Below are 21,280 nucleotides of genomic sequence, written 5' to 3' on the forward strand. Positions count from 1 at the left end.
AGTATGGAACCGAACGATCCGGCTGAGCGTACACCAATACTGTCCGTGCGCCATCTGGTGAAGGAGTTCCCAATCCGCGGCGGCCTTCTCAACAGAGTGGTGGCACATGTGCGGGCCATTTCTGATGTTTCCTTTGATCTTGCTCCAGGCGAGACGCTGGGCCTCGTCGGGGAGTCAGGCTGTGGCAAGTCCACCCTTGGCCGTTGCTTGCTTAAACTCATTGAGCCTTCCGGAGGGCAGGTCCTGTTCCGCGGCGAGGATCTTGTTGCCCTTCATGGCGAAAGCCTACGCAGCCAGCGGCGGCATATCCAGCTTGTGTTCCAGGATCCTTATGCGTCGCTGCATCCGCGCATGAGGATTGGAGACAACATTGCCGAGCCTCTGAGAAATGCAGGGTACCCGAGACAAGAGCGTGAGCGGCGTGTCGACGATCTGATTCGTCTTGTCCGCCTCGGTCCGGAACACAAGCAACGCTATCCGCACGAACTTTCCGGCGGCCAGCGGCAGCGGGTTGGAATCGCGCGCGCACTGGCGCTTCAACCGGATGTCGTTGTGCTGGATGAGCCCGTCTCGGCTCTCGATGTGTCAGTCCAAGCCGGCGTGCTGAACCTGCTTAAGGATATTCAGCAGGAGTTTGGGACAGCTTACGTGTTCATTGCCCACGATTTATCCGTCGTGCGGCATATCTCACATCGGGTCGCGGTGATGTATCTCGGCAAGATCGTTGAAATCGCCGAGGCGGAGCAGCTCTATCGCGAAGCCCGACATCCGTACACGCAGGCGCTGTTGTCCGCGGTTCCTATAGCCGATCCGGAGAAGGAGAAGGCCCGCGCGCGGATCGTGTTGAAGGGTGATGTTCCAAGCCCGCTCAACCCTCCTTCAGGATGCCGTTTCCGCACCCGTTGCTGGAAAGCGCAAGGAATTTGCGCTGAACAGGAGCCGCCCCTTGTCGAGTACTCCCCAGGTCAACGTGCAGCCTGTCATTTTGCCCAACCGGTTCTTAACCACCCGATCAACAGGCCTCCGACGCACTTGGCACCGGTCCCCACCGCTTGACAACCGCAGCGGAGGCTCTGTCCAGAGGTCTCAACATGTATTCTGACGTTCTGCTCTACATCGACGGGGTATGGCAGCCCGGGCGTGGCAAACCCATCCCGATCCTCAATCCAGCCAACGAAGATACAATTGGCACGGTAGCCTGCGCCGACCAGGATGACCTCAATCGTGCCCTCAATGCCGCCGCACGGGGGTTCGCCGAGTGGTGCAGGATCTCGGCCTTCGAGCGATCCAAGCTGATGCGCCGGGCTGCTGACCTGCTGCGGGGCCGGCAGGAGGACGTTGCCCGGCTCATGACCTTAGAGCAGGGAAAGCCGCTTACTGAATCGCGTGCGGAAACTGCTGCGGCGGCGGACATCATTGACTGGTTTGCCGAGGAGGCACGGCGCACTTACGGTCGCGTTATCCCCGCACGGTCCGTCAACGTGCAACAACTCGTGGTCAAGGAGCCTGTAGGTCCCATCGCCGCCTTCACGCCCTGGAATTTTCCGATTAACCAAGCTGTCCGCAAGATCTCGGCCGCGCTTGCCGCAGGATGCTCGGTCATTCTCAAAGCACCGGAGGAGACGCCCGCTGCGCCAGCCGCGTTGGTGCGCGCTTATGCGGATGCAGGCCTGCCGGCGGGGGTTCTCAACTTGGTCTATGGGAACCCGGCCGAGATTTCCGGACATCTGATCCCGCACGCCACCATCCGAAAGATCTCCTTCACAGGATCCACCGCCGTCGGAAAGCACCTTGCCTCGCTGGCAGGGCTTCATATGAAGCGGGTCACGATGGAACTGGGTGGCCACGCCCCGGCCCTGGTTCTCCCGGACGCCGATATCGAGAAGACTGCAAAGGTTCTCGCGATGAGCAAATTCCGGAATGCCGGCCAAATCTGCGTGGCGCCGACGCGATTCATCGTCCATGAGGACGTGCACGACGAGTTCATCGGCCGCCTCGCGGCTGCCGCCGAGGCCATCAATGTCGGCGACGGGCTTGCGGATGGAACCACCATGGGTCCGCTGGCCAATGCCCGCCGGGTTCACGCCATGGAGGACCTGATCCAGGATGCTGTCTCGAAGGGCGCGCGCGTTGTGACAGGCGGACGCCGTATCGGCAACAAAGGCTACTTTTTCGAGCCAACAGTGTTGAGCGCCGTTCCTCGCGAGGCACGGGCAATGAATGAGGAACCGTTCGGACCTCTTGCGCTGGTGGTGCCATACGGTTCTCTCTCGGAGGCCATCGCGGAGGCTAACCGACTGAATTACGGACTTGCCGCATATGGCTTCACACGCTCGGCCGAACACGCCGCGACCCTCGCGGCGTCAATCGAAAGCGGAATGGTCTCGATCAACCATTACGGTCTTGCGCTTCCTGAAGTTCCCTTCGGCGGCATCAAGGACTCAGGCTATGGTTCTGAGGGAGGCACAGAGGCGATGGAAGCCTACCTCAACACAAAATTTGTTTCCTGCGCTAACTGACGCCCTAACAGGGAGAAGCGGAGCGGTACTTCGAGAACGCGCAAGGCGCCGGGCTTGTCCGGCGTAGGGGACAGTCAATGCGATGAGACTTGGGCTTCGCAGGGGCACACGGATCACGGGACTACGGATGATGGCTGTCCATACCCCTTATAGCGAGCGTGAACCTCGCTCATCTCACTCGCATCAAGGAGAACCGGTGCACCGATAGCACGGGCAAGCCAGTACTGCCGGGCCAGGCTTTCGAGTTTTGCGGCCTTAGCCAATGCCACAGGCAAGCTCCCGCCGAAACAGATTGCGCCGTGATTGGCAAGGAGGCAGGCGCTTCGATCCTTGAGAGCCGTCACTGCAGCGGCAGCAAGCTCGGGTGAGCCGAAGGGTGCATATTCCGCGCAAGGGACATCACGACCACCGAAGCTTGCGAGCATGTAGTGGAAGGACGGAATGGCCTCACGTAAGCATGCAATGGCGACGCAATGGTCCGAGTGGGTGTGCACAACCGCCCCTGCTTCGGGAAATGCCTTGTAAATCGCGGCATGCATCATCCATTCGCTGGATGGATGCCAAGTGCCTTCGAAGGCGCCCTCAAAGTCCGTAAGAACAATCTTGTCCACGGTAAGATCGCTCACACGAACACCGGTCGGCGTGATCAGCATGCGATCCCTGCAGCGCACGCTGATGTTGCCTGCGGTTCCGCTGTTTAGATGCTGTCGCTCAGCCTCGCGGCTTGCTTCCACAATGCCGCCGCGCAGGGCCTCTTCACTCATGATGTTCTTTCCGATGTCCGAGTTCATGCGTTGAGCCAGGTCGCGTGCCGGTGCTCCGGGCCTATCGCATGCTGCATGGCGTCCAGCACAGCCTCGAAGATATCGAGGCTCCCGAGCTTGCCCGACTTCAACAGGAGCGCCATGGGTTTCGGATCGTGAGCGAATACCCGGGCGATCCCTGGTCCCTCATATGGGCCAATTTGGAGGCGATCGATGCCAAGGGCGTTCAGGACGGCACCTGACGTTTCCCCACCGGCAACGATCAGCCGGCGGACCTGAAATCGCTCAACAAGGGCAGAGGCAAGATCTGACAGAATGGCTTCTGCCCGGCCCGCGACCTCAAGGCGGCCATGCCGGTCCTGCAGCCGCGCCACTTCCGCAGTGTCTGCGGCCGTTGAGACTGCGATCGGTCCATTGTCGATGTGCTGAGCCGCCCAGGCCATTGCCCGCTTGACCAGGTCTTCGCCGGCAAATGCACCGGCGAGGTCCAGTCTGAGAACGGGATGTGATTGTTCGAAATAAGCTAACTGCGCGGCCGTTCGCTCAGCACAGCTTCCCACAAGGATCGCCGCATTGCCGGAGATGCCCGGCAGCGGATCAACGGAAGTATCAGCTTGAAGCAGGCTTTCTTCCCGCCAGACGCGAGGAAGGTGGGCCGCGACGGACGAGTTGCCGGTCAGGAGGGGAAGATCGGCACAGGATCGGGCGAGGACGGCAAGATCCGCCTCGTAGATCGCGTCGGCAATCGCAAACGCGGTGCCGCCTTCCCGCAACTCCGCGATACGCTGGCGAACCGCTTGGGGCCCGGCATGAATTGCCTGATGTGGCAGAAGTCCAACTTTCTTTGTGCTTTGTGCATCAAGAACCCGCAGCAGGTTTGAGTCGGTCATGGGCGTGAGCGGATCGAACCGCTTAGGGGAGTCCGACAGAAGCTGTGGCCCGGCAAACATGTGTCCTTGATAGACCGTGCGTCCGACTTCGCAAAACGACGGGGCAAAGATGGTGAAATCGGATCCCACAAGGTCCAACAGCGCTTCCGCGCATGGCCCGATGTTACCCTTCGGCGTTGAATCGAATGTAGCGCAGTACTTGAAAAAGAGCTGTTTGCTTCCGCTGCGGCGCAACGCTGAAGCCGCAGCCACAACATCGGAAACGGCTTCGGCAACAGGTGCCACGCGGCTCTTCAAGGCCACAACGTGAGCGTCCGTGGCCTGCACCTGCGGAACGTTTGGCCCAATGGAGAAAGAAGTCCTCACACCTTGAGCCACGAGCATCGATGCAATTTCGACAGCACCTGTCAGATCGTCTGCAACGCACCCGAACAGCATCGCTTCTCCCTCCAGCTTCAACATGATATATGATATTGCCAGATCGAGCGATTGGGAATAAGGGCCAAGAGGTTATTTAAGGCCCAGTCAGCGCCGCCCGCGGGAGATGCCGGATTTTGGATCTGGGGCTTGATGGGCCTGCGGCGCTAAGAAGGGCCCACTAGCGAACGGCGAAGGACGAGAGAGCAGGATGGGTAACTTCGTGGAGGCCGTAGCGCGGGACAATCTCACCGCACGCGTCTACAACCAACTGCGCAAGGCTCTGATGGAGGGCCGATTCTGGCCAGGGCACCGGCTCAAAATTCGGGAGCTTGCGTCTGCAATGGGTGTATCAGAAACGCCTGTGCGGGAGGCTGTGCTGCAGTTGGTATGCGAGAAGGGGCTCACAATGCAAGCCGCCCGCTCCTTCACGGTTGCCGAACTTACCCTCGGCCAGTATTTGGAACTCCGCGACATCCGTCTTCATCTGGAGGGAATGGCTGCTGAGGCGGCAACCAGGAAGATTTCCAAACAGACTATAAAAACGCTTGAGCGCCTTCATAGGACATTGATTGAGGCGGAGGAGGCTAGCCGCTGGTTCGATGCCGTCCACGCAAACTGGGAATTCCATCATACACTGTACCAGGCCGCTGACTTACCTGAGCTCTTGTCGATCCTTGAGACTATCTGGCTGCGAAATGGGCCTTTGGTCAATTATCACTATCCCCACGCTCGACCAACCTATCCTGGTCCGCACCAGCACTTGGCAGTGCTTGAAGCTCTTAAAGCCAGGAACCCGGCAGGTGTCCGGGAGGCCATTCAGGCCGACATGATCGAAGGCGGGGCTCGATTAGTTCAGCTGCTCCAACGGCTGGAAAACGGTGAAGTTACCAAGGAAGACCTGCGTCAGGCAGCTCTCAACTCTCCGCAGGCGACAACACACGAGTCAAATGAGCGCGCGAGACAGGCGAAGGCTTCCTAGACAGAGCCTGCCGGACGCTGTGAGCCCGCAGGGCCACTATGCCCGCGGGCAACCGAGCTGGGCAAGTAATCGTCTGAGGCTCAATTGATTTAACACTCAAACCTCCTCGGGCTCAACTTGGCTGCCGCACCTTCAGCACGGCACTTTTGATGTGCCGGTATCGTGGCGTTCCATGAGGATCCGGATGCGCAATCCGGACGGTGAAAGCCGCATTCGCGTACTGGCGCACCTATTGCGGTTCAGGCGGGGAATGCGCATGGCATGCAATGACGCCCTTGCGGACGAGATCCGCGATTGCTTCAGGTGGCAGACCGAGAACAGTGGCAAGTACATCCGCCGTGTCTTCGCCCAACAAGGGCGGCGCCTTGGCCTTGTGATCTCGTTGCGCGGCAAGGCCGTGCGCGGGCCGGACCAATGCGACAGGGCCTAGTTCTGGATGTTCGAGCCGCTGAATCACCTCACGCTCGACAACACTTGGACTATTGAGCGCCTCCGATACAGATTTGACCCGTCCGGCGGGCACACTTGCCCTGTGGCAAGCATCAAGCCAGTGTTGGCATGACCTATTCCGGATTATTTCTGCCAGGATCGGCAAAAGCTCTTCCCTGTGCAGGGCACGCTGGCGCGCAGTGATGAAACGGGGATCGAGCGCCAGATCAGGCCGCTCAATCACGTGATTGCAGAAATCTGCGAACATCCGATCATTACCCACTGCCAGTGCGAAGATATCATCCTCGGCCTCAAACACCTGATAGGGTACGACTGTGGGATGGGCATTCCCGTAACGCTTCGGCTCGACGCCCGCATTCAGGTAGCCTGTCCCAATATTGATCAGCAGGTTCAGTGTGGTCTCGAGCAGAGCCACATCGATGAACTGCCCTAGGCCGGTATCGCGCCGCTGATAGAGGGCTGCAAGAATTGATTGGGTAGCGACCATTCCGGCCGCCACATCAGTAAAGGCCACGCCCAGCCGATGCGGGAGACCATCCGCCTCGCCAGTAATCGACATCAGCCCACTTTCCGCCTGCATGATGAAATCATAGCCTGGCCGATCGCTCTCCGGTCCCGTCTGGCCGTACCCGGAAATAGAGCAGTAGACGATGCCGGGGTTAAGCTTGCGAACATCCTCATAGCCGATACCCAGCCGCTCCATCGTTCCGGGGCGGAAGTTCTCCACGATCACATCTGCTGCCGCCGCGAGCTCCAAGACGACTTGTTGCCCTTCGGGGCTCTTGAGGTCCAAAGCAATGCTCTGCTTGCCCCTATTAGCGCAGAGATAGTATGTGCTGACTCCCTTGTAGCTCGGCACCGACCAAGCACGGGTGTCATCGCCGCCCTTTACGCTCTCGATTTTCCAAACCATCGCGCCAAGATCTGCGAGCGTCATCGTTGCCCAAGGTCCCGCGAGCACGCGCGACAGGTCCAGCACCTTGATGCCCTCAAGCGGTAACTTGTCCATGTGTACCCCGCTACTTTTGCGCGACGGCGCATATACCGTGATGACTTCGGAACCTGAGATTTGTTCAGCAGGAATATTGAATGCTATCAGACAATTTCAGGTTCTTTTGGAACTCGATCCACAAGGGTGACCCGAGTGGCCTTTGTACCAAACCTATTGTTGGTCTCAATCATGAATAGGGATGAAGGCATTGTCACGGGAACGGCTGACGTAAGGGGCTGACGCGCGGTAGGGTAGGGAATGCAGCCCATCTCCTATCGCTGTCATCAATTCCCGCCCGAGATCATCTGGCATGCCGTCTGGCTCTACCTGCGGTTCTCGCTCCGTTATCGAGATGTGGAGGAAGTCCTGACCGAACGTGGGCTTGATGTCTCCTATGAGACGGGCCGGCGGTGAGTGCTCAAGTTCGGGCCTGCCTTCGCCCGCAATCTGCGCCCGCGGGTTCAAGGTGCCGGGCGAGCGTGACGCCCTGGTGCAGTTCTGCCAGCAGTTGAAACCGGTGCTGGCCAGAATCATGGCTTAGGAGCTTTCTTGCAAGTGATCTGAATGATGTCGGTTTCAGGGCAGCTACGATGCGCTTGACGCATGACAGCTTGGCTTTTTAACGGGTGACGGGCGGCGGCAGGCGTACCCATTTCAAGGAGGACGCGATCATTCCTCCCGATTGTGTCGTTCCCTCTGGAAGGACCCTGGTCCCGCCTTACGGCCGCTGTTCGCAGTGGCCTTTTTCTTTGGTCGATCCAGCGCCAGGGGGGCATGTGCAAGCCTCGGGGCAGCGCAAGAGGCTATAGCTGTTACAGCAAGGCGCTGCGTCGCTGTCGCTTCCCGCCTCGGGGCTCAGCCCACTTGCCATTCACGTGAACGAATTCAAACTTGGGCCGCATCTGGGGCGGCCTTTTTCTTTGCTGCTTTCAGCAGTCGGCCATTCGCCACTAACATTCCAGTAACTACACTCATTCACCATACTGAGGACGTGGCCATTTGTGGTCGCTGTATTGCGAATGAGTATTCCGATGACACTGCCTTTGCTTGTGCTTGTTGTAGCTTCGCTCGCAGGTTCGATTTTACTGCCAGTCGGGCATATGTTGAACTTGCCAAAGGGGGCTGGGAGATCACCAACGCCCAGGAGCCTTGCTGCGCTCGAGCGCCGGGCCAGCGTTGCTGAACAGCCGCTATCGCCATGAGCAGGCTTTTTGGTCATAAATTATCGTAGAGCATGGTGGGATAGTACCGCTTGGCCGGGTGCCAAAGGTTGGCTCTATCCCTCCCGCTGATATCAGGAGCTCAGAGAGTCGCTGTTGCCCAAGCGGCTCTCTTCGCGTTGCGGGCTTGCAGCTCGATCTCTGGAGCATTCAGATCTTCAGGAAATCTAAGGAAGCCTCGAAAGACTATGGCTCGTTCTATGTCAGCCGCATGGACCGGATGCCCAAGCCCCTGATCTGAATGATCATGAAGGAAATCCTGGATCAGTAGAGCTGGAGCACCAACACTTTCGGCCTTCTAAGGGGGCCGATACCCGTTCACCTGTTAAACCATCGGCAGGACTGAGGCGAATAGGTCACAGGTCAAAAAAAGAGGCAGCTATGCTGCCTGTCTGTGCTTGCCGCTTTTGAGAGCAAGAAGTACATTATTGCAATGCAGCACGGCAATTGGCGTTGCCGTGCTGCCCGCCCTTCTTGGGCGTTTCCTCCCTAAACTTCGGGCCGCATTCGTGCGGCCCTTTTTCTTTGCTGGAGGAGACTATTCACGCACTCGCTATTAGGCAACCTCATTTCTACGGCTTCTACGTATGCCAAAAGTATAAGTCCGCGGCAGGCCATGAGAGCGAGTTTCGTGGTGAGGCAGGTGAGATCTGTTGGCACCGTTATACTGATATTTGTCTGTGCTCGGATCAAGATGATGTCAGCGCGAAGTGATACTCAGACCAACATTCGATAGTTGAAAATTAATGTAGCATAACCTCAACAGGTTATGGGCGCCGGCCGCGGCGATCTCGAGGGTCCGCTTGGCGCTTTCCTGTCCCTTGATGTCCTTGAGATCAGGCAGCATGCCGGAGGCGGGCATGATGGCAGGCTCAGGCCGCGCCAGCACCTGGGTGCCCTTGAAGTGGTTGGCGAGCTGGATCAGCGAGCGCGGCGCCAGGATGTCGATGTCGCTGCCGGCCCAGGCGGCCTCCGAGCCGCAGGCCGCGGGGCAGATCAGCCCATGACTACGCTCATGGGCCGCCATGGCGGCGGGAAGCGCTCCCGCCACGGCGGTGATCGAGCCATCAAGTGCCAGTTCGCCCAGTACCGTGAAGCCGCCCAAGGCATCCGCCGGGATGGCCCCGATGGCTCCCATGACCGCAAGGGCGATGGGCAGGTCATAATGGCTGCCTTCCTTCGGCAGGTCGGCCGGAGCAAGGTTCACGGTGATGCGCTTTGCCGGCAGGGCAAGGCCCGAGGCGATCAGGGCCGAGCGAACCCGCTCGCGGGATTCCGCCACTGCCTTGTCGGGCAGGCCGACGATGGTGAAGGCGACCGCACCTGGGGAAATCTGCACCTGAACATCGACCGTACGCGCCTCGATCCCTTCGAACGCAACAGTGGAAACGCGCGTGACCATCGGGCTCAAACCTCCCAGCTTGGGCCCGATGTTAGCGCGACCATTTGAAACGCGATAGTGTTGCTATATTTTTCGCGGAGGACTTTCGTTTTCCGGCGGAACCCTTTCCCTGGAAATTCGTTGAGTCCGACTGCACGGAGAAAGCCGGAAGGCGACTAAACTCCGCAAAGCCTGTTCGGGAGGGGCCCATTCATGACACGGATCGATTCCATTCCGCTGAAGCCGCGATGCTGATCCGCCGATTGAAAGGGCCGTTGACTTGGCACGATCGGAAGCCAGGTACACGTGCAGAGACTGGAGTGTCCGCTGTCACGGAGGAGACGAAGTTTGAGTAGCGATAAGCCTTTGCGCATCCTCGTTGTGGAGGATGAAATCCTGATCGCGCTCGAACTCGAAAGCCTGCTCCAGGATCTGGGACATGATGTCGTGGGCATAGCGGCCTCGTCCAAGGACGCGCTTTCCCTTGGCCGGGATCTCAAGCCCGACCTCGCATTCGTCGATATCCATCTCTCCGACGGTCCGAGCGGCATCGATGTTGCCCGCCATCTCAGCAGTGAGCACGGGGTCACTGTGCTGTTCATGACGGCCAATGCCAAGCGCATTCCCGAGGATTTCGCCGGCGCCTGGGGCGTCATCGCCAAGCCCTATACGGAGCGCGGCGTTCGCGAGGCGCTGGCCTATGTGATGGCTGGCCAGCCGCGCGAGCCGCAGGAGGCCCGCACGGTGACCTTCGTCCCTTTCGGTCGTGGGGCCCGAGAGCGTAGCTCCCAGATATCCTGACGGCTCCTGCCGTTATCGCTGCGCTTTCAGGCGGTAGAGCGCCTCGAGTGCCTCTCGCGGCGTCATCTGGTCCGGGTCCAGACCATCGAGCGCCTCACGCAAGAGATCTTGCTTCGGTGCAGGCGGGGTCTCGGTTCGAACAGGAACGGCAAAAAGCGGCAGGTCGTCGAGCAGCGCGCGCTTCGGAGCCTCCCGGTCGGATCTCTCCAACTCGCTCAAGATCGTCTTTGCCCGTTCGACGACGGCCGTGGGCAGGCCTGCGAGCCGCGCCACCTGCAGACCATAGGAGCGGTCGGCCGCACCAGCCACCACCTCGTGCAGGAACACCACCTCGCCGTTCCATTCCGTGACCTTCAGGGTCGCGTTCGAGATGCGAGGCATCCGCTCGGCCAGCGCCGTCAATTCATGGAAATGCGTGGCGAACAGCGCCCGGCAGCGATTGGTCTCGTGCAGATGCTCAATAGCCGCCCAGGCGATGGACAGCCCGTCGAAGGTGGCGGTGCCGCGCCCGATCTCGTCGAGGATCACGAGAGAGCGGGCGGTGGCCTGGTTGAGGATGGCGGCGGTTTCCACCATCTCGACCATGAAGGTCGAGCGGCCCCGCGCCAGATCGTCGGCCGCACCGACGCGTGAGAAGAGCCGGTCGACGATGCCGACATGCGCCTCTTTGGCCGGCACGTAGGAGCCCATCTGGGCCAGCACGACGATGAGCGCGTTCTGGCGCAGATAGGTGGACTTGCCGCCCATGTTCGGGCCCGTGATCAGCAGGATGTGACCTGCATCCTTGCCCGATAGATCCGAATCGTTGGCGATGAACGGAACGCCCTCGCGCTTGAGCGCCGCTTCGACCACCGGATGGCGACCGCCCTTGATCGTGAAGGCGAGGCCCGTATCGACCACGGGGCAGGTCCAGTCGAGACGCATGGCGAGGTCTGCGAGGGCCGCCGTCACGTCGATCACGGCCAATGACTCTGCGGCTGCGGCGATGTCTTCCGTGAGGTCGAGGAGCGCCTGCACCATCTCGTCGAACAGCGCGAGTTCGATCTTCAGCGCTCGGTCGGACGCGGAGGCGATCTTCGATTCGAGCTCCCCGAGTTCCATGGTGGAGAAGCGCATGGCGCCCGCCATGGTCTGGCGATGGACGAAGGTGTCCTTCCAGGGCTCCTTCAGCAGGTCCTCGCCCACATTCTGCGGCACCTCCACGAAGTAGCCGATCATGTGGTTGTGCTTGACGCGCAAGCCCCGGCAGCCGGTGTCGGTGGCGTAGCGGGCTTGAAGAGCCGCGATGAAGCGGCGGGAATCCTGCTGCAGCTCGCGCAACTCGTCGAGGCTTGCGTCGAACGCGGCGCGAATGAAGCCGCCGTCGCGCTTGAGCAGCGGCAGTTCGTCGGCAAGGGCGGCGCTTAACCGGTCGGCTACATCCGTGCGCAGGCCTTGGAGCACCTGGGCGGCCTCCGAGAGTTCTCTCGGCAGATTGGGCGCAATCGCCAGCTCAAGCCCGAGTTCGCGCGCCGCGAACAAGCCGTCGCGCACGCAGGCCAGATCTCGCGGTCCGCCGCGTCCCAGGCTCAAGCGCGACAGGGCGCGGGCGAGATCCGGCGAGCGCTTGAGGATGCGCCGCAGCCGGTCACGCAGGTCGCCGTTCTCGACGAGCGCCGTGACCGAATCCTGCCGGTCGCGGATCCGGTCCGGATGGGTGAGGGGACCGGCAAGCCGCTCGGCCAGCAGCCGCGCGCCGCCGGGTGTTACTGTGCAGTCGATGGTGGCGAGCAGGCTGCCGGCCCGCTCGCCCGACAGGGTGCGGGTCAGTTCCAGGTTGGCTCGAGTCGCCGCATCGATGGCGAGCGCCGCGCCCGAGGTATCGCGAGAAGGCGGGTTGAGAATCGGACGGCTGTCGATCTGGGTCTTCTCGACATAGAACAGCGCACTGCCCGCCGCCGTGATCTCGGCGGGGCTGAAGGCTCCGAAAGCGTCCAGCGTCGCGACTCCGAAATAGCTTTTCAGCCGCCGCTCGGCCGAGGCCGGATCGAGGCCCTCGCGGGACAGGGGCGTGATCGAGGCGCGGGTTTCCTGCCAGAAGCCCCTCAACTCCGGATCGTCGTGGATCACGTCCGGCACCAGGATCTCGCGCGGCTCGAAGCGGGCGATCTCGGCCGAGAGGCCAGTGCCGTCCGTCTCGCTCAAGACAAAATGGCCTGTGGATATGTCGAGGGCGGCCAGCCCATAGCACCATTGGGTGTCGGAGGCCCGGCGCCGGGCGATGGCGAGCAGGTAATTGGCCCGCCCCGGTTCCAGCAGGCGCTCCTCGGTGATCGTGCCCGGCGTGACGAGGCGCACGACGTCGCGGCGAACCACCGATTTCGAGCCGCGCTTCTTCGCCTCGGCCGGGTCCTCTGTCTGCTCGCAGACGGCGACCCGGTGCCCGAGACCGATGAGGCGCTGGAGATAATCGTCCGCCCGCTCCACCGGCACGCCGCACATGGGAATGTCCTGCCCCTGGTGCTTGCCGCGCTTGGTGAGCACGATGCCGAGCGACTGGCTCGCGATCTCCGCGTCCTCGAAGAACAGCTCGTAGAAGTCGCCCATCCGGTAGAACAGCAGGCTGTCCGGGTTGGCGGCCTTGATCTCGATATACTGGGCCATCATGGGCGTGACGCGGCTGTCTTGTGGGACGGCGTTCGCTGAGGCGGTCTCGGAGGATTTATACGCGGCTTGGGACGACATCCGTCCTGTGTAGCAAAGCTCAAGGCCCCTTTCACCCGTGTCATGGGGTCCGAAGGGCGCATGTGGACAAGTCTTGAGGAAAGCGCATCCTATGTCTTAAGGTCGCATCCCCCTTAGGAAACGCCCTGCTCACAAGAATCGGACCCTCATGACCGACGATCAGCGCCCGACCCGCCGCAAACGCCCGACCTTCACGGACCAGGAGGCGCTGCAATTCCACGCCCAGGGACGCCCCGGCAAGCTCGAGGTCGTCCCCACCAAGCCCATGGCGACCCAGCGCGACCTGTCGCTCGCCTATTCGCCGGGCGTCGCGGTGCCGGTGCTGGCCATTGCCGAGAACCCATCGCTCGCTTTCGACTACACCACCCGGGCCAACATGGTGGCGGTGATCTCGAACGGCACCGCGATCCTCGGCCTCGGCAATCTCGGGGCGCTCGCCTCGAAGCCGGTGATGGAGGGCAAGTCGGTGCTCTTCAAGCGCTTCGCGGATGTGGACTCCATCGACCTCGAGGTCGACACGGAAGATGCGGACAACTTCATCAACTGCGTGCGCTATCTCGGCCCCTCCTTCGGCGGCATCAATCTGGAGGACATCAAGGCGCCGGAATGCTTCATCATCGAGGAGCGCCTGCGGGAGCTCATGGACATTCCAGTGTTCCATGACGACCAGCACGGCACGGCGATCATCGCGGCCGCAGGGCTCATCAACGCCCTGCATCTCACTGACCGCGACATGGCAAAGACCCGGCTCGTTGTGAACGGCGCGGGTGCGGCCGGCATCGCCTGCACCGAGCTTCTGAAAGCCATGGGCTTTGCGCCCAACAACGTCATCCTCTGCGACACCAAGGGCGTGATCTACAAGGGCCGCACCGAGGGCATGAACCAGTGGAAATCGGCGCACGCGGCCGAAACCGATGCGCGCACGCTAGCGGACGCGCTCAAGGGCGCGGATGCGGTGTTCGGCCTGTCGGCGAAGGGCGCGTTCAGCGACGACATGATCCGCTCCATGGCGCCGAACCCGATCATCTTTGCCATGGCCAATCCTGACCCGGAGATCACCCCGGAAGAGGTGGCGCGCATTCGCGACGACGTGATCATTGCGACCGGCCGCTCCGACTACCCGAACCAAGTCAACAACGTGCTCGGGTTCCCCTACATCTTCCGCGGCGCTCTCGACGTGCAGGCGACCACGATCAACATGGAGATGAAGATCGCTGCCGCCCACGCACTGGCGGAACTCGCCCGCGAGGACGTGCCGGACGAGGTGGCGGCCGCCTATCAGGGTGCGCGCCCCCGTTTCGGCCGCGACTACATCATCCCGGTGCCGTTCGATCCGCGCCTGATCCACACGATCCCGATGGCCGTGGCGAAGGCCGCCATGGACACGGAGGTGGCGCGCCGTCCCATCGTCGACATGCGCTCCTACAAGGCGCAGCTCTCCGCCCGGCGCGATCCGGTGGCGGGAACGCTCAACCGCATCTTCGAGCGCGTGCGCAGGTTCCCCAAACGCGTGGTCTTCGCCGAGGGCGAGGAGGAGCAGGTGATCCGCGCGGCTCTGTCCTTCGTCAACCAGGGGCTGGGCAAGGCCATCCTGGTCGGACGCGAGGACCGCATCCATGAGACGGCGGTGCAGGCCGGCATCGACCTCGAAGGCCGCGAAGGCATTGAGATCCACAACGCGCGCCTGTCGAACCGCAACGCGACCTATGCGCAGTTTCTCTATGAACGCCTGCAGCGCAAGGGCTACCTGTTCCGCGACTGCCAGCGCATGATCAACCAGGACCGCAACCACTTCGCCGCCTCCATGGTGGCGTTGGGCGATGCTGATGCCATGGTGACAGGCGCGACGCGCAACTACTCCACGGCCCTTGCCGACGTGCGGCACGTGGTCGATGCGAAGCCCGGTCACCGGGTCATCGGCGTCTCGCTCTGCCTCGCGCGGGGGCGCACGGTGCTGGTGGCGGACACGGCCATTCACGAGATGCCGAACGCTCAGGAACTCGCCGAGATCGCCATCGAATCCGCCGGCGTGGCGCGCCGCCTCGGCTACGAGCCCCGCGTGGCGCTCCTGTCCTTCTCGACCTTCGGCCATCCGAAGGCGGAGCGGGCCGAGAAGATCCAGGAAGCCGTGAAGATCCTCGACGGCATGCGGGTCGATTTCGAGTATGACGGCGAGATGGCTGCCGATGTGGCGCTCAACCGGGACGTCATGGCGCAGTATCCATTCAGCCGCCTCACCGACACGGCGAACGTGCTCATCATGCCGGCCTTCCACTCGGCATCGATCTCCACCAAGATGCTGCAGGAACTCGGCGGCGCAATGGTTCTGGGACCGCTCGTCGTGGGTCTCGACAAGCCGGTGCAGATCGTCTCGCTGGGCGCCACCGACAACGACATCGTCAACATGGCGGCGTTGGCCGCCTACAATATCGGTGGCTGAATCAGCGCAGCCCCTGAACGACAAGAATGACGCCGCCACAGATGATGGCGGCGTCCAGAATGGCATTGTGAATGTGGATTGGCAGAGCCTGCGTGAGCCTCTTGGCGATGAAGGCTCCCGGCGTTGCCGAAACACCGATGATCACGGCCATGATCCACGATGACGGGGGCAGGGCGCCGAACGCCTGAAAGATGCCGGACTTCACGACGCCCAAGCCTAAGGAAATTGCGGCATCCGTCGCAATGACCGCTCGCCCGCTCAGGCCCGATGCCATGAGGATCGACAGCAGGATCACGCCTGAGCCTGCCGTGCCGCCGACGAGCAATCCATACCCTGCTCCCGCGGCTGCCAGGCTGCCGCCCGACAGCTGCATCTGCCGTCGTTTCAGATAAAGCCTTGCCGGAACCATCAGGATCAGGAAGGTCCCGATGGTGATGGCGGCGCCGCGGCCGGTCAGGAACGTATAGCCATAGGCCCCGAGCATGCAGGTCGGCAGGGCCATGCCGCCGATCAGGAGCGCGCGGCGGGTGTCGAGATCCTGACGAAAGGCCAGGACACGGCTGGCATTGGTGAACAGGGCCGACAGGCCGATGATCGGGACGACCGGTTCTGCCCCGACGATCGGCACGAGCACCAGAGGCATGAGAAGGCCGGTGCCATAGCCCGCAATGCCGCCGATCGTTCCCGTGATCAGGGCGCACAAGGCAATGAGCCCGTATTGCAGGAGCGACACATCCTCGGCCATCAAACCCTCAATGATACATTCGACAAAGCCTGTAATTGCCGCCTTCCCGATTCGAAATACTTTCGGGACGGTTCAGGCTGAAAGCTCTCTAGCTGCTCATTTCCTTCAAGCACCCTGCCGATCTTGAGAGTGGCGCCGCCGTCTCTGCAAGGCTAAACACACCCGAAGAGAACTGAAGGAAAGTAACCTGACCATGGGGCATCCCACCACAATCGTGTTCGATATCGGCAATGTGCTGCTGCGCTGGGATCCGCGCAACCTCTACCGCACCCTCTTCGACGATGAGGCGGAGATGGAGTGGTTCTTGGAGAACGTCTGCACCCATGACTGGAACGTGGAGCAGGACCGGGGCCGCGACTGGGACGAGGCGGTGGCCCTTCTCGTCAAGGATCATCCCAAGCACGAGCCGCATATCCGCGCTTTTCATGAGCGTTGGCACGAGACCGTCTCCGGCGTGTTCGAGGAGCATGTGGCCCTGCTGCTCCGCCTGCGTGAGGCGGGTGTGCCGAACTACTGCATCACCAACTTCTCCGGCCCCAAGTTCATCCTGGCGCAGGAGCGTTTCCCCTTCCTCGCGGGCTTCGACGGCATCATCGTGTCCGGCGACGAGCGCCTGCTGAAGCCCGATCCCGCCATCTACCATCTACTGCTCGACCGCTATGGGCTCAAAGCCGAGGATTGCGTGTTCATCGACGACTCCCAGCCCAATGTAGCGGCGGCGCGCGATGTCGGCATGCATGCGATCCACTGCGTGGAGGGAATCGATCTGGCGGCAGAGCTGCGGGGGTATGGCTTTCCGGTCTAACCGCTTGCCCTCTCGCTCCGCATGAGCCATCAGGCGGCATGCGCGCTTTCGACACCTCCCTTCCCATCGATGCCGTTCTCGGCGACCTGACGGCGAGTCTGCGCGGGCGGCCGAATGCGGTGCTCGTCGCGCCGCCCGGCGCCGGCAAGACCACTCGCGTGCCGCTGGTGCTGCTCGACGAGGCGTGGGTAAACGGCGGAAAGATCATCGTCCTGGAGCCGCGCCGTCTTGCGGCCCGCGCGGCGGCGGCTCGCATGGCGCAGACGCTTGGCGAGGCGGTGGGCGAGACTGTGGGCCTGCGCGTTCGCCTCGGCTCCAAGGTGAGCCGCAGGACGCGGATCGAGGTGGTGACCGAGGGCGTCTTCGCCCGCATGATCCTCGACGATCCGGCGCTGGAAGGCATTGCGGCCGTTCTGTTCGACGAGTTCCATGAACGCTCCCTCGATGCGGATCTCGGCCTTGCCCTGGCGCTCGATGCGCAAGGCGGGCTGCGCGAGGATCTTCGCCTCGTCGTAATGTCCGCGACGCTCGATGGCGCTCGGGTGGCGAGGCTGTTGAGCGACGCGCCGGTGGTCGAATCCGAAGGCCGGGCCTATCCGGTGGAGACCCGCTATCTCGGGCGCGACCCCAACCGCCGCATCGAGGAGCAGGTAGCGGACGCGGTCACCCGCGCACTTCGCGCTGAGAGTGGCTCCATCCTGGTCTTCCTGCCGGGCCAGGGAGAAATCCGCCGGGTCGAGACGGTACTACGCGAGCGCATCACCGATCCCGCCGTCGACATCGCGCCGCTCTATGGGGCGCTGGAGCGGGGCGAGCAGGATCTGGCGGTGAGCCCCGCCAAGCCCGGACGCCGCAAGGTGGTGCTTGCCACCTCCATCGCCGAAACCTCGCTCACCATCGAGGGTGTGAGGGTCGTCGTCGATTCAGGGTTGGCCCGCGTGCCGGTCTACGAGCCGAATATCGGCCTCACGCGGTTGGAAACCGTACGCGTCTCCCGTGCCGCCGCCGATCAGCGGCGGGGCCGCGCAGGACGTACCGAGCCTGGCGTCTGCTACCGGCTGTGGGAGGAGGCCGCGACCGGAGCGCTGGAGCCTTTCGGCCGGCCGGAGATCCTATCCGCCGACCTCGCCCCTCTGCTGCTCGATTGCGCGGCCTGGGGTGTCGCCGATCCCATGGCGCTCTCCTTCCTCGATCCGCCGCCCGCACCGGCCCTGAAGGAGGCGAGAACGCTGCTGCAGCAGCTCGGCGCCCTCGATGGCGAGGGGCGCATCACGGATGTCGGGCGCCGCCTGCGCGACCTGCCCCTGCCGCCGCGGCTAGCCCGCATGGTGCTGCTCGCGGGCGAGACCGGGCAGGCCCGTGATGCCGCCGGTGTGGCCGCCGTGCTCGTCGAGCGCGGCCTCGGGGGCGATGCGGCTGATCTCGCTGACCGGGTCGAGCGCTTTCGCCGCGACCGCTCCAAGCGCGCCGAGGACATGCGGCGTATGGCGGAGGGCTGGGCAAAGGGCAGTAAAGGTGCATCGAAAGGTGAGCCGCACTCCATCGGCGCGCTGCTGACGCTGGCCTATCCCGACCGCATCGCCAAGGCCCGTGGCAAGCCGGGCGAATATCTCATGGCCAATGGGCGTGGCGCCTCGCTCGAGGCGCATGAGCGGCTGGCCAAGGAGCCTTATCTGGCTGTTGCCGAAATCGCCGGTGGTGCGGCCTCCGCACGGATCCTCGCAGCGGCGGCCATTTCCCTGGAGGAGATCGAGGCGCTGTTCGGCAATACAATCGAGCAGCGCGACGAAGTCACCTTCGACCGGCAGGCGCGGGCCCTGCGGGCGCGGGGCGTCCGACGCCTGGGTGCGCTGTTGCTCAACGAGCGTCCCCTGAAGGTTCCGCAGACAGAAGAGGCCGCGCGGGCGCTGGCCGAAGGTCTCGTCTCATTGGGGCTCGATGCGCTGCCCTGGTCGAAGGCCTTGGCGCAGTGGCGCGAGCGCGTGGTGTTTCTGCGCCAGGCCGAGGGCGAGGAATGGCCGGATCTGTCCGATGAGGCGCTGACGGGCACGGCGGACGTGTGGCTGGCCCCGCATCTGGTTGGCCGGAGCGGCCTCGGCGAGATCGGCGCCGACCTGTTGAGCGAAGCCCTGCGCGGGCTGCTGCCGTGGAACCTGCAGCGTCGCCTCGATGCCGAGGCGCCAACCCATATCGAGGTGCCGACCGGATCGCAGATTCCGATCGATTACGGCGCCGAAGAGGGGCCCGTCCTCGCTGTGCGGGTGCAGGAACTCTTCGGCCTCGACAAGCACCCCACCATCGCGGCCGGGCGCGTGCCGCTCATCCTGCACCTGCTCTCGCCGGCGCAGCGCCCCATCCAGATCACCCGCGACCTGCCGGGATTTTGGCGCGGCTCCTGGGCGGCTGTGCGGGCGGATATGCGCGGGCAATACCCGAAGCATCCCTGGCCTGAGGATCCACTGACCGCGCCGCCCACAAGACGCGCGAAGCCGCGGGGCACGTGATTCTTGATGCTGCCGTCGTTAGGGCCGTCTGGTAAAATCCGAACGCTGGGCTTAACCCACCCAGAGCCCAAGAGCGACGAGGATCAGGATCACGACCGACGCGCTGAGCAGAGCAAGCCAGAGGCGCGTTACCCGTCCATGTTCGCGGATCTCGTCCCTTAAATTGAGTTCGAGCTCCTCGAGACGTCGATAGAGGTTCTCCTGCCGCTGGTCGAAGAGCAGTCGCGTCTTCTCGTGCCCGTCCCGCGTTCCCGCGATCAGGATTTCCCAATACTCGCGGCGGTCTTTCTCGTTTGCTTCCCGGCGGGCTTGCGACTGTCGCTTGCGCTCTTCTGCTGAAAGTCGGGCCATCTCATCGCTTCCAATTGATCAAGACATAACCCACCGACGCGATACACGAAGGCAAACAGGCCCTAACTCCGGAACGACTCGATCAGCCGTCCCGCCGTCGCGCGGTTCAGGGCCATCGGGATGTCGTACACCAGGGCAAGCCGCATCAGCGCCTTCACGTCCACGTCGTGCGGATGCGGCGAGAGCGGATCGACGAAGAAGAACAGGGCGTCGATCCTGCCCTCCGCGATCATCGCGCCAATCTGCTGGTCGCCGCCGAGCGGGCCGCTCTTCAGCCGCGTGACCGAGAGCGAAGGGCAACGCTCCATCACGCGCGCTCCGGTGGTGCCGGTGGAGAAGAGGGAGAAGGGGCGAAGATCGTTCTCGTACAGGGCCACGAATGCGGCCATGTCGTCCTTCTTGGCGTCGTGGGCCACGAGCGCCAGCGTCAATTGCTTCATGGGAGAGACAGCTCAATTGCTCCAGCGGTCACGCCACTGCATCTCGCCGGCCATGCAGTTGGTGCGCTGAGGGGACTGGATGCGGCTGATCAGGGGCTGTCCGGGCATCAGGTTGGCAACCTCGAGCAATATCTTGGTCTTGATCGCTTCGATGAACTGGTCACGCTCCCGCACCGGAACGGTGAACGAACCCTGGCCGCCGATCACGCAATCCTTGTAATAGACGTCGAGGTCCGGGATGTCGAGGTAGCCCGGCTGGCGCAGCATGATCGGCAGCCCGTTGATGGTGATGCCCTTGGCGAGCGCCGCGTCGCGGGCTTCCAGCACCATCCGGCCCTGGTTGTTGGGGCCGTCACCGGATACGTCGATGACCTGCCGGGTGGCGTTCAGACCGCTCTCCTCCAGTAGCTTTACGCTGAAATCGATGGCGCTAGAGATCGAGGTCCGCTGCGCCCGCCGCAGGGGCGTGGAGGCGATCTTGTCGGCGAAGGCCATCAGGCTCTCGGAATTGTCGAGCACCGTCCAGGGGACGATCACCTTCTGATCCGGGGAGCCCGCCCATTCCATGTAGGTCACGGCGATCCGGCCCAGCATGCCGCCGCGAATCGCGTCGTGAACGAGCTTGGACCGGAAGGCCTGGGCGAAGCCTTCCCGCTGCAGGGCCTGCTCGTCCGTGTCCATGGAGAAGGAGATGTCCACCGCGACCACGAGAGCGAGGTCGACTTCGCTCTCAGTCTGGGCCTGGGCCGGCGCGCCGAGGAGCGCCCAGAGACAGGCCAGGCCTGCAGCAAGGCGGGTGAAGCCGGAACGAACCATCGGATTCTCCTGTGCGGGAGCCGGATTGGTCGGAAAACTG

Annotated in this window: 15 protein-coding genes and 2 pseudogenes; 8 read left to right on the forward strand and 9 right to left on the reverse strand. The window is 62.7% G+C overall.

Annotated elements, in window-relative coordinates; genetic code table 11:
- Positions 1 to 3 precede the first annotated feature (3 nt).
- Positions 4 to 1,056: an ABC transporter ATP-binding protein gene (locus tag JKL45_RS15005; protein WP_246498557.1), complete on the forward strand. Its 1,053-nt coding sequence runs from the start codon at positions 4 to 6 to the stop codon at positions 1,054 to 1,056.
- Between the two features lie 35 nt (positions 1,057 to 1,091).
- Positions 1,092 to 2,519 carry an NAD-dependent succinate-semialdehyde dehydrogenase gene (locus JKL45_RS15010; protein WP_201862224.1) on the forward strand — a complete coding sequence of 476 codons (1,428 nt, stop codon included), beginning with the start codon at positions 1,092 to 1,094 and terminating at the stop codon, positions 2,517 to 2,519.
- A gap of 113 nt (positions 2,520 to 2,632) precedes the next feature.
- On the opposite strand, the gene JKL45_RS15015 is transcribed toward JKL45_RS15010, so the two are convergent.
- Both JKL45_RS15015 and otnK read right to left on the reverse strand, forming a co-directional pair.
- Positions 2,633 to 3,310, reverse strand: a complete 678-nt coding sequence (locus JKL45_RS15015; protein WP_246498558.1) for a class II aldolase/adducin family protein — start codon at positions 3,308 to 3,310, stop codon at positions 2,633 to 2,635.
- Complete coding sequence (otnK, locus tag JKL45_RS15020) at positions 3,307 to 4,635, reverse strand: 3-oxo-tetronate kinase (protein ID WP_312896968.1); 1,329 nt, start codon at positions 4,633 to 4,635, stop codon at positions 3,307 to 3,309. The genes JKL45_RS15015 and otnK overlap by 4 nt, the downstream gene beginning before the upstream one ends.
- Positions 4,636 to 4,801: 166 nt before the next feature.
- Between otnK and JKL45_RS15025 the strand changes: the two genes are divergently transcribed.
- A complete protein-coding gene (locus JKL45_RS15025) occupies positions 4,802 to 5,572 on the forward strand; it encodes a GntR family transcriptional regulator (protein WP_201862226.1) in 771 nt (256 codons plus the stop codon).
- A 229-nt stretch (positions 5,573 to 5,801) separates the two neighbouring features.
- On the opposite strand, the gene JKL45_RS15030 is transcribed toward JKL45_RS15025, so the two are convergent.
- Positions 5,802 to 7,031 carry a CaiB/BaiF CoA transferase family protein gene (locus JKL45_RS15030; RefSeq protein ID WP_201862228.1) on the reverse strand — a complete coding sequence of 410 codons (1,230 nt, stop codon included), beginning with the start codon at positions 7,029 to 7,031 and terminating at the stop codon, positions 5,802 to 5,804.
- A 240-nt stretch (positions 7,032 to 7,271) separates the two neighbouring features.
- Between JKL45_RS15030 and JKL45_RS15035 the strand changes: the two are divergent.
- Positions 7,272 to 7,424: pseudogene (locus JKL45_RS15035) on the forward strand (IS6 family transposase); the annotation flags it as partial.
- 1,569 nt (positions 7,425 to 8,993) lie between these two features.
- On the opposite strand, the pseudogene JKL45_RS15040 reads toward JKL45_RS15035, so the two are convergent.
- Positions 8,994 to 9,635: pseudogene (locus JKL45_RS15040) on the reverse strand (magnesium chelatase domain-containing protein); the annotation flags it as partial.
- A 327-nt stretch (positions 9,636 to 9,962) separates the two neighbouring features.
- Between JKL45_RS15040 and JKL45_RS15045 the strand changes: the two are divergent.
- Positions 9,963 to 10,415 (forward strand): response regulator, encoded by a 453-nt coding sequence (locus tag JKL45_RS15045; RefSeq protein ID WP_201862230.1) that lies wholly within the window; start codon positions 9,963 to 9,965, stop codon positions 10,413 to 10,415.
- A 12-nt stretch (positions 10,416 to 10,427) separates the two neighbouring features.
- Here the strand turns inward: JKL45_RS15045 and mutS are convergent, their stop codons facing one another.
- Positions 10,428 to 13,139: a DNA mismatch repair protein MutS gene (gene mutS, locus JKL45_RS15050; protein WP_201862231.1), complete on the reverse strand. Its 2,712-nt coding sequence runs from the start codon at positions 13,137 to 13,139 to the stop codon at positions 10,428 to 10,430.
- A gap of 148 nt (positions 13,140 to 13,287) precedes the next feature.
- Between mutS and JKL45_RS15055 the strand changes: the two genes are divergently transcribed.
- Positions 13,288 to 15,579, forward strand: a complete 2,292-nt coding sequence (locus JKL45_RS15055; RefSeq protein ID WP_201862233.1) for an NADP-dependent malic enzyme — start codon at positions 13,288 to 13,290, stop codon at positions 15,577 to 15,579.
- Between the two features lies 1 nt (position 15,580).
- On the opposite strand, the gene JKL45_RS15060 is transcribed toward JKL45_RS15055, so the two are convergent.
- The gene (locus tag JKL45_RS15060) at positions 15,581 to 16,324 is read right to left on the reverse strand and encodes a sulfite exporter TauE/SafE family protein (protein ID WP_201862235.1); all 744 of its coding nucleotides are present in this window, start codon (positions 16,322 to 16,324) and stop codon (positions 15,581 to 15,583) included.
- A gap of 193 nt (positions 16,325 to 16,517) precedes the next feature.
- On the opposite strand from JKL45_RS15060, the gene JKL45_RS15065 reads away from it, so the two are divergent.
- Positions 16,518 to 17,129 carry an HAD family hydrolase gene (locus JKL45_RS15065; protein WP_201862236.1) on the forward strand — a complete coding sequence of 204 codons (612 nt, stop codon included), beginning with the start codon at positions 16,518 to 16,520 and terminating at the stop codon, positions 17,127 to 17,129.
- A gap of 38 nt (positions 17,130 to 17,167) precedes the next feature.
- Positions 17,168 to 19,633: an ATP-dependent helicase HrpB gene (gene hrpB / locus JKL45_RS15070; protein ID WP_201862237.1), complete on the forward strand. Its 2,466-nt coding sequence runs from the start codon at positions 17,168 to 17,170 to the stop codon at positions 19,631 to 19,633.
- Positions 19,634 to 19,684: 51 nt separating this feature from the next.
- Here hrpB and JKL45_RS15075 read toward each other — a convergent pair whose 3' ends face one another.
- From JKL45_RS15075 to JKL45_RS15085, 3 genes are all read right to left on the reverse strand, one after another.
- On the reverse strand, positions 19,685 to 19,984 hold the full coding sequence (locus JKL45_RS15075) for a hypothetical protein (RefSeq protein WP_201862238.1): 300 nt from the start codon (positions 19,982 to 19,984) through the stop codon (positions 19,685 to 19,687).
- A 62-nt stretch (positions 19,985 to 20,046) separates the two neighbouring features.
- A complete protein-coding gene (locus JKL45_RS15080; protein WP_201862239.1) occupies positions 20,047 to 20,424 on the reverse strand; it encodes a methylglyoxal synthase in 378 nt (125 codons plus the stop codon).
- Positions 20,425 to 20,436: 12 nt separating this feature from the next.
- On the reverse strand, positions 20,437 to 21,240 hold the full coding sequence (locus tag JKL45_RS15085) for a DUF1194 domain-containing protein (protein ID WP_201862241.1): 804 nt from the start codon (positions 21,238 to 21,240) through the stop codon (positions 20,437 to 20,439).
- Positions 21,241 to 21,280 lie beyond the last annotated feature (40 nt).

This window comes from Microvirga soli (genome assembly GCF_016734765.1).
GTDB classification, from domain to species: Bacteria; Pseudomonadota; Alphaproteobacteria; order Rhizobiales; family Beijerinckiaceae; genus Microvirga; species Microvirga soli.

Bases quoted from the DNA above. Each gene is read 5' to 3' on its own strand.
- JKL45_RS15005 (WP_246498557.1), top strand. From the start codon at position 4: ATGGAACCGAACGATCCGGCTGAGCGTACACCAATACTGTCCGTGCGC.
- JKL45_RS15010 (WP_201862224.1), top strand. From the start codon at position 1,092: ATGTATTCTGACGTTCTGCTCTACATCGACGGGGTATGGCAGCCCGGG.
- JKL45_RS15015 (WP_246498558.1), bottom strand. From the start codon at position 3,310: ATGAACTCGGACATCGGAAAGAACATCATGAGTGAAGAGGCCCTGCGC.
- otnK (WP_312896968.1), bottom strand. From the start codon at position 4,635: ATGTTGAAGCTGGAGGGAGAAGCGATGCTGTTCGGGTGCGTTGCAGAC.
- JKL45_RS15025 (WP_201862226.1), top strand. From the start codon at position 4,802: ATGGGTAACTTCGTGGAGGCCGTAGCGCGGGACAATCTCACCGCACGC.
- JKL45_RS15030 (WP_201862228.1), bottom strand. From the start codon at position 7,031: ATGGACAAGTTACCGCTTGAGGGCATCAAGGTGCTGGACCTGTCGCGC.
- mutS (WP_201862231.1), bottom strand. From the start codon at position 13,139: ATGTCGTCCCAAGCCGCGTATAAATCCTCCGAGACCGCCTCAGCGAAC.
- JKL45_RS15055 (WP_201862233.1), top strand. From the start codon at position 13,288: ATGACCGACGATCAGCGCCCGACCCGCCGCAAACGCCCGACCTTCACG.
- JKL45_RS15060 (WP_201862235.1), bottom strand. From the start codon at position 16,324: ATGGCCGAGGATGTGTCGCTCCTGCAATACGGGCTCATTGCCTTGTGC.
- JKL45_RS15065 (WP_201862236.1), top strand. From the start codon at position 16,518: ATGGGGCATCCCACCACAATCGTGTTCGATATCGGCAATGTGCTGCTG.
- hrpB (WP_201862237.1), top strand. From the start codon at position 17,168: ATGCGCGCTTTCGACACCTCCCTTCCCATCGATGCCGTTCTCGGCGAC.
- JKL45_RS15075 (WP_201862238.1), bottom strand. From the start codon at position 19,984: ATGGCCCGACTTTCAGCAGAAGAGCGCAAGCGACAGTCGCAAGCCCGC.
- JKL45_RS15080 (WP_201862239.1), bottom strand. From the start codon at position 20,424: ATGAAGCAATTGACGCTGGCGCTCGTGGCCCACGACGCCAAGAAGGAC.
- JKL45_RS15085 (WP_201862241.1), bottom strand. From the start codon at position 21,240: ATGGTTCGTTCCGGCTTCACCCGCCTTGCTGCAGGCCTGGCCTGTCTC.